This is a genomic window from Enterobacter sp. UPMP2060, assembly GCF_053709655.1.
On record NZ_JBSKJQ010000017.1, the window covers coordinates 45,609 to 52,880 of the forward strand.

Consider the following 7,272-nt stretch of genomic DNA (forward strand, 5'->3'; position numbering starts at 1 on the left):
CTAAAAATGACAACATTGTCATTATCCTGTCACCCGTCAAACAGGATGCGTTGCGTAGAGTAGCCCTAAAACTACTCTGGACTTTATTTGAACCGTTATGTTCCTGTTAAAACGACTAAGCATCAGTACGGTATTTATTCTGGCAGGCTGCGTCTCGCTGGCCCCGGAGTACCAGCGACCGGAAGCACCTGTCCCCCGGCAGTTTTCGCTCTCCCGTAACGACCTGACGCCCGCGGCGGCGGGGTATCAGGACACCGGCTGGCGCAACTTTTTCGTCGATCCTCAGGTTGCCGGGCTGATTACGGAGGCCCTGAAGAACAATCGCGATCTGAAAATGGCCGCCCTGAAGGTCGAAGAGGCACGGGCGCAGTTCAACGTGACGGATGCGGATCGCTACCCTCAGCTGAATGCCTCTTCGGGCATCACGTACAGCGGCGGGCTGAAAAGTGACAAACCCACCGCGCAGCAGTACGACGCGGGCCTTGCGCTTAGCTATGAACTCGATTTCTTCGGCAAGCTGAAGAACATGAGCGAGGCCGACCGACAAAACTATTTCGCGAGCGAAGAGGCCCGTCGCGCGGTGCATATCCTTCTCGTCTCTAACGTTTCCCAGAGCTATTTCAACCAGCAGCTGGCGTACAAACAGCTGCGCATCGCGCGGGATACGCTGAACAACTACCGGCAGTCTTATGCGTTCGTTGAGCAGCAGCTGGTGACGGGCAGTACGAACGTCCTGGCGCTGGAACAGGCCCGGGGACAGATCGAAAGCACGCAGGCAGAGATTGCCAAAAGAGAGGGGGAGCTGGCGCAGGCCAATAACGCCCTGCAGCTGGTCCTCGGCACGTATCGCGCGCTGCCGGGTGACGGCGGTATGAACGCCAGCGACGTTGCGCCGGTCAAACTGCCTCCCCACCTTTCCTCAGCGATACTGCTGCAGCGCCCGGATATTATGGAAGCGGAGTATCAGCTTAAAGCGGCCGATGCGAATATCGGTGCGGCGCGCGCCGCTTTTTTCCCGACCATATCACTCACCAGCGGGCTTTCAACCGGCAGCACGGAGTTGTCCAGCCTGTTCACGTCAGGGAGCGGGATGTGGAATTTTATTCCTAAAATCGACATTCCCATTTTTAATGCGGGCAGAAATAAGGCCAACCTGAAGCTGGCCGAAATTCGCCAGCAGCAGTCGGTTGTGAATTACGAACAAAAAATTCAGTCCGCCTTCAAACAGGTTGCCGACGCGCTCGCGCTGCGTGACAGCATTAACCAGCAGCTTGCTGCGCAGCAGCGGTATCTTGATTCTCTTCGCATCACCCTGCAGCGGGCCAGAGGATTATATTCCAGCGGTGCGGTCAGCTATATCGAAGTGCTTGACGCGGAACGTTCTCTTTTCTCCACGCAGCAAAATATTCTCGACCTTATTTATGCCCGGCAGGTTAATGAAATTAATCTCTTCACCGCGCTCGGCGGCGGTTGGGTCGAATAATCTTATTTAATTAAACAGGAAAATAACCATGCGCAATTCACTTAAGGCCGTTGTATTTGGTGCAATCTCCATTGTGTTTTCTGCCGGCCTCCAGGCTGAAGTTCATCAGCACGAGATGATGAGTGCTGCCAGCGAAGGGACCTCAGAGCAGCTCATCACGGGAACCGGCATCGTGAAAGACATTGATCTCACGAATAAAAAAGTCACGATTTCCCATGAAGCGATCCCGGAAATTGGCTGGCCCGCGATGACCATGCGTTTTACCTTTATTCAGGCTGACGAGAGTATTAATGCCTTAAAAATCGGTAACCACGTGAATTTCTCGTTTGTTCAGCAGGGCAATCTCTCTTTACTCAAGAGCATTAAATAGCGAGACGCGGCATGGCCTCAGTAAAAATAAAATATGCCGCCGTGATAGTCAGCAGCCTTATTGCGGGAGGGCTGATATCGGTGACGGCATGGCAGGCGCTTCATTCATCTGAAAAAACAGAAAATAGCGCACCAGAAAGAAAGGTGCTTTTCTGGTATGACCCAATGAAGCCAGACGTGAAATTCGATAAGCCCGGTAAATCGCCGTTTATGGATATGGATCTGGTACCGAAATATGCGGATGAAAATGAGAATAAAAGCAGTGCCGGTATCCGTATTGACCCGACGCAGGTTCAGAACCTGGGATTAAAAACGCAAAAGGTGACGCGCGGAACGCTGAATTATGCCCAGACGATCCCGGCCAACGTCAGCTATAACGACTATCAGTTTGTCATTGTGCAGGCGCGCGCGGAAGGCTTTGTGGAAAAAGTGTACCCGCTGACGACGGGCGATAAGGTGAAGAAAGGCACGCCGCTCGTTGATATAACCATTCCTGACTGGGTAGAGGCGCAGAGCGAGTTTCTGCTGTTATCCGGCACCGGCGGAACGCCGACGCAAATCAAAGGGGTTCTGGAACGGCTTCGGCTGGCGGGTATGCCGGATGAGGATATTCAGAGGCTGCGTGCGACCCGTACTATTCAGACCCGGTTTACCATCAGGGCGCCGATCGACGGAGCGATCACGGCCTTTGATCTGCGTACCGGCATGAATATTTCCAAAGATAAGGTGGTAGCGCAAATTCAGGGGATGGATCCGGTCTGGATCGGCGCGGCAGTGCCTGAATCCATTGCTTATCTGCTGAAAGAGACCTCGCAGTTTGCGGTTTCGATACCGGCTTATCCGGATAAATCCTTCCCGGTTGAAAAATGGAGTCTTCTGCCGAGCGTGGATCCAACCACCCGTACGCTGCAGGTGCGCCTGCAGGTCTCTAACAGGGATGAGCTGCTGAAACCGGGCATGAACGCGTACCTGAAGCTGAATACTCAAAGCCAGGAAATGCTGCTGATCCCTTCCCAGGCCGTTATCGATACCGGTAAAGAACAGCGCGTGATTACCGTCGATGCGGACGGGAATTTTGTACCTAAAAGGATCCACGTTCTGCATGAATCTCAGCAGCAGTCCGGCATTGGTAGCGGACTGGAAGAAGGGGAGTCGGTAGTGGTCAGCGGTCTGTTCCTGATTGACTCGGAGGCCAATATTACCGGCGCGCTGGAGCGCATGCGTCACGCTGAAGCCGCTGACGACGCGCATTCTGGCCATTAAGGAGACGATGATGATTGAATGGATTATCCGGCGGTCGGTCGCCAACCGTTTCCTGGTCATGATGGGGGCGCTGTTCCTCAGCGTCTGGGGCACATGGACGATTATTAACACGCCAGTCGATGCCTTGCCCGACCTCTCTGACGTTCAGGTGATTATCAAAACCAGCTATCCCGGCCAGGCCCCGCAGATTGTTGAAAACCAGGTCACCTATCCACTGACGACCACCATGCTGTCGGTTCCCGGCGCAAAGACCGTACGCGGTTTTTCGCAGTTTGGCGATTCGTACGTGTACGTCATTTTTGAAGATGGCACCGATTTGTACTGGGCCCGTTCGCGCGTGCTGGAGTATCTGAACCAGGTTCAGGGCAAGCTGCCTGCCGGCGTGAGCTCAGAAATCGGTCCTGATGCCACCGGCGTGGGCTGGATATTTGAGTATGCGCTGGTGGATCGCAGCGGAAAACACGATCTCGCAGAGTTGCGCTCGCTGCAGGACTGGTTCCTGAAATTTGAATTGAAAACCATCCCGAACGTGGCCGAAGTGGCCTCCGTTGGCGGCGTGGTGAAGCAGTATCAGATCCAGGTCAATCCGTTAAAGCTGGCTCAGTACGGCATTAGCCTGCCGGAGGTTAAGCAGGCACTTGAGTCGTCTAACCAGGAGGCGGGGGGATCGTCAGTTGAAATGGCGGAAGCGGAGTATATGGTCCGGGCCAGCGGCTATCTGCAGACGATGGATGATTTCAATAACATTGTCCTGAAAGCCGGAGAGAACGGGGTACCGATTTATCTTCGCGATGTCGCCCGCGTACAAACGGGGCCGGAAATGCGCCGCGGCATTGCCGAATTAAACGGGCAGGGGGAAGTTGCGGGTGGCGTGGTGATCCTGCGTTCGGGTAAAAATGCGCGTGAAGTCATCACGGCGGTGAAAGATAAGCTGGAGACGCTGAAGGCCAGCCTGCCGGAAGGCGTTGAGATTGTGACTACCTACGATCGCAGCCAGCTCATCGATCGGGCAATCGACAACCTGAGTTCCAAACTGCTCGAAGAGTTTATCGTGGTGGCCATCGTCTGCGCCCTGTTCCTGTGGCACGTTCGATCTGCGCTGGTCGCGATTATCTCTCTGCCGCTTGGCCTGTGTATTGCCTTTATCGTCATGCATTTCCAGGGGTTGAACGCCAACATTATGTCGCTGGGAGGCATCGCCATTGCCGTCGGCGCGATGGTGGATGCCGCCATCGTCATGATTGAAAACGCGCACAAACGGCTCGAAGAGTGGGATCACCAGCATCCGGGAGAACAGATTGATAACGCCACGCGCTGGAAGGTGATCACCAACGCCTCTGTCGAGGTTGGCCCCGCGCTGTTTATCAGCCTGCTGATTATCACCCTGTCCTTCATTCCCATCTTTACTCTTGAGGGGCAGGAAGGGCGGCTGTTTGGTCCGCTGGCCTTCACCAAAACGTACTCCATGGCGGGTGCGGCTGCGCTGGCTATAATCGTTATCCCCATCCTGATGGGGTTCTGGATCCGGGGTAAGATTCCCGCTGAGACCAGTAACCCACTGAACAGGCTGCTGATTAAAGCCTACCATCCGCTACTGATTAAGGTGCTCCACAGGCCAAAAACAACCCTGCTGGTTGCGGCCTTGTCCATCTTCACGGTGATCTGGCCTCTCAGCCAGGTGGGCGGCGAGTTTATACCGAAGATCAACGAAGGCGATCTGCTGTATATGCCGTCAACATTGCCGGGCGTTTCTCCGGCAGAAGCAGCGGCGCTGTTACAGACCACGGACAAGTTAATCAAAACCGTGCCAGAAGTGGCCTCCGTTTTTGGTAAAACGGGTAAGGCTGAGACCGCAACGGATTCCGCTCCGCTCGAAATGGTGGAAACCACCATCCAGCTCAAACCTGAGAATGAGTGGCGGCCCGGCATGACGATTGACAAGATTATTGACGAACTCGACAAGACCGTTCGGTTGCCCGGCCTGGCGAATCTCTGGGTTCCGCCCATTCGTAACCGCATCGATATGCTTTCAACCGGGATCAAAAGCCCGATTGGTATCAAGGTGTCGGGTACCGTTCTGTCGGATATCGACGCCACGGCGCAGAGCATCGAGGCGGTAGCCAAAACGGTGCCGGGCGTGGTGTCTGCCCTGGCTGAACGTCTGGAGGGCGGGCGCTACATTGACGTTGATATCAAGCGGGAAAAAGCCTCGCGCTACGGGATGACGGTGGGCGATGTGCAGCTGTTCGTTTCATCAGCCATCGGCGGGGCGACGGTGGGGGAAACGGTCGAAGGCGTCGCCCGGTACCCGATTAATATCCGCTATCCGCAGGACTACCGAAACAGCCCGAACGCCTTGAAGCAAATGCCGATCCTGACGCCGATGAAACAGCAGATCACGCTGGGCGATGTGGCGGATATCAACGTGGTTTCCGGCCCCACGATGCTGAAAACGGAGAATGCCCGGCCTGCGAGCTGGATTTATATTGATGCCCGCGGCAGGGATATGGTGTCGGTGGTGAACGACATTAAGACGGCCATCAGTCAGAACGTAAAGCTGAGGCCGGGTACCAGCGTGTCATTCTCCGGGCAGTTTGAGCTGCTCGAACACGCCAACAAGAAACTGAAGCTGATGGTGCCGATGACGGTGATGATCATCTTCATTCTACTGTATCTGGCGTTCCGCCGCGTGGATGAAGCGCTGCTGATCCTGATGAGCCTGCCGTTCGCCCTGGTCGGCGGGATATGGTTCCTCTACTGGCAGGGCTTCCATATGTCTGTGGCAACCGGCACCGGCTTTATCGCCCTGGCCGGGGTGGCGGCAGAATTTGGCGTAGTCATGCTGATGTATTTGCGTCATGCCGTTGAGGCGCATCCGGCGTTGTCCCATCAGGACACGTTCACCGAACAGGGGCTTGATGACGCCCTTTACCATGGCGCCGTGCTGCGCGTGCGGCCAAAGGCAATGACCGTCGCGGTGATCATTGCCGGTCTGCTGCCCATTCTTTGGGGGACGGGGGCAGGGTCAGAGGTCATGAGTCGGATAGCGGCGCCGATGATTGGCGGGATGATCACGGCGCCGCTGTTATCGCTGTTTATTATTCCTGCGGCATACAAGTTAATCTGGCTGCGCAGGCAGAGAAAGGCATAAAAGAATCCCGCCAATAGCGGCGGGATTCTTATGGGAAGAATTCTCAGCTGAATATTTAAGCTTCACGATATCGCTTTGCTCAAATCATTAATATTGTTTGTTAGGTCTATGATTTCTTGATGTTTTCTCATTATATAGTTTCTGCACTCTATGAGGCACCCATTTCCTGCTATGCCTAAACTTTCGCAACCAGCATCCATTTCATTACCAACAGTCTGTATCGCTTTGTAAAAATCCCAGTCAGCTTCTGGAGAAAGGAACGAAAGAAGGATGATTTTCGATGCTGTCATTTCACGCATTTCGTCCATCCACTGATTATGGATGACATCTAACTCTTCTATAGAGGCGTTTTTTTCTGCTAATCCATACGCATGTTGACGAAGGCTTGCTTGAGTGGCGTGAGATAAAAATCTGGCACAAGAATCACGAACACCATTGCAGTTCTCCTTTTTCAACGCAACTTCGGTTGCCAACTGAGTGTTTATCTTGAGTGTACTGACTTGTTGTTCAATCCCCAATTTAAACTCGGTAGCCTGACGCTCTGAGCTTTTATCAAATTGGCGATGCGAGTTTTTCATGGCCAGCCATGCAACCCCAGCAGTAGCTGCAGCGGGCAGAACTGCTTTTGCAAGATCAATCCAAGGGGCCAGTTGATTTTTTTGGCTTGCAATCTGGACTGTAACCACGTCTTTAGCGGGTTTCAGCACTTCGAGTAACTGAATGATATCCATGACGTTAACTCATTTAAAAGAAAAGTAGTATAACTCCAAACCATAACCGCACGTCACGCATAGTGTCAGCAAACGAAAGATATGGGAGGGGACTTAATTCTATATTCCTATTATTTTATTAGAGCCATAACCATCTTAGGTAAAGAAGATATTTAACATAATATACATTATGCGTACCAATGTGGAATCAGAAGAAATCTGGCATCTTATGGACACGTTGGGCCTGGATGCTGATGTCCTCTGATAGTGTCTTCTCACGTGCTGCTATCGCCATG

The 7,272-nt window shown here is 53.5% G+C and carries 5 protein-coding genes; 4 read left to right on the forward strand and 1 reads right to left on the reverse strand.

Going from position 1 to position 7,272, the window contains the following annotated elements; translation table 11 throughout:
- Nucleotides 1–97 precede the first annotated feature (97 nt).
- From ACWKXN_RS21375 to silA, 4 genes are read left to right on the forward strand one after another with little or no spacing between them, the layout of a single operon-like run.
- Entirely contained in the window at nt 98–1,483 is a 1,386-nt protein-coding gene (locus tag ACWKXN_RS21375) for an efflux transporter outer membrane subunit (protein ID WP_454544307.1), read from the forward strand.
- 28 nt (nt 1,484–1,511) lie between these two features.
- Complete coding sequence (gene cusF / locus ACWKXN_RS21380) at nt 1,512–1,853, forward strand: cation efflux system protein CusF (protein WP_045888224.1); 342 nt, start codon at nt 1,512–1,514, stop codon at nt 1,851–1,853.
- 11 nt (nt 1,854–1,864) lie between these two features.
- A complete protein-coding gene (locus ACWKXN_RS21385) occupies nt 1,865–3,115 on the forward strand; it encodes an efflux RND transporter periplasmic adaptor subunit (protein WP_454544308.1) in 1,251 nt (416 codons plus the stop codon).
- A 10-nt stretch (nt 3,116–3,125) separates the two neighbouring features.
- Nucleotides 3,126–6,266: a Cu(+)/Ag(+) efflux RND transporter permease subunit SilA gene (gene silA / locus ACWKXN_RS21390; protein WP_454544310.1), complete on the forward strand. Its 3,141-nt coding sequence runs from the start codon at nt 3,126–3,128 to the stop codon at nt 6,264–6,266.
- A 62-nt stretch (nt 6,267–6,328) separates the two neighbouring features.
- On the opposite strand, the gene ACWKXN_RS21395 is transcribed toward silA, so the two are convergent.
- A complete protein-coding gene (locus ACWKXN_RS21395) occupies nt 6,329–6,997 on the reverse strand; it encodes a hypothetical protein (protein WP_454544309.1) in 669 nt (222 codons plus the stop codon).
- Nucleotides 6,998–7,272 lie beyond the last annotated feature (275 nt).

What these genes read in the sequence shown, in the direction of transcription:
- ACWKXN_RS21385 (WP_454544308.1), top strand. Translation starts at nt 1,865, where the DNA reads ATGGCCTCAGTAAAAATAAAATATGCCGCCGTGATAGTCAGCAGCCTT.
- ACWKXN_RS21395 (WP_454544309.1), bottom strand. Translation starts at nt 6,997, where the DNA reads ATGGATATCATTCAGTTACTCGAAGTGCTGAAACCCGCTAAAGACGTG.
- silA (WP_454544310.1), top strand. Translation starts at nt 3,126, where the DNA reads ATGATTGAATGGATTATCCGGCGGTCGGTCGCCAACCGTTTCCTGGTC.
- cusF (WP_045888224.1), top strand. Translation starts at nt 1,512, where the DNA reads ATGCGCAATTCACTTAAGGCCGTTGTATTTGGTGCAATCTCCATTGTG.
- ACWKXN_RS21375 (WP_454544307.1), top strand. Translation starts at nt 98, where the DNA reads ATGTTCCTGTTAAAACGACTAAGCATCAGTACGGTATTTATTCTGGCA.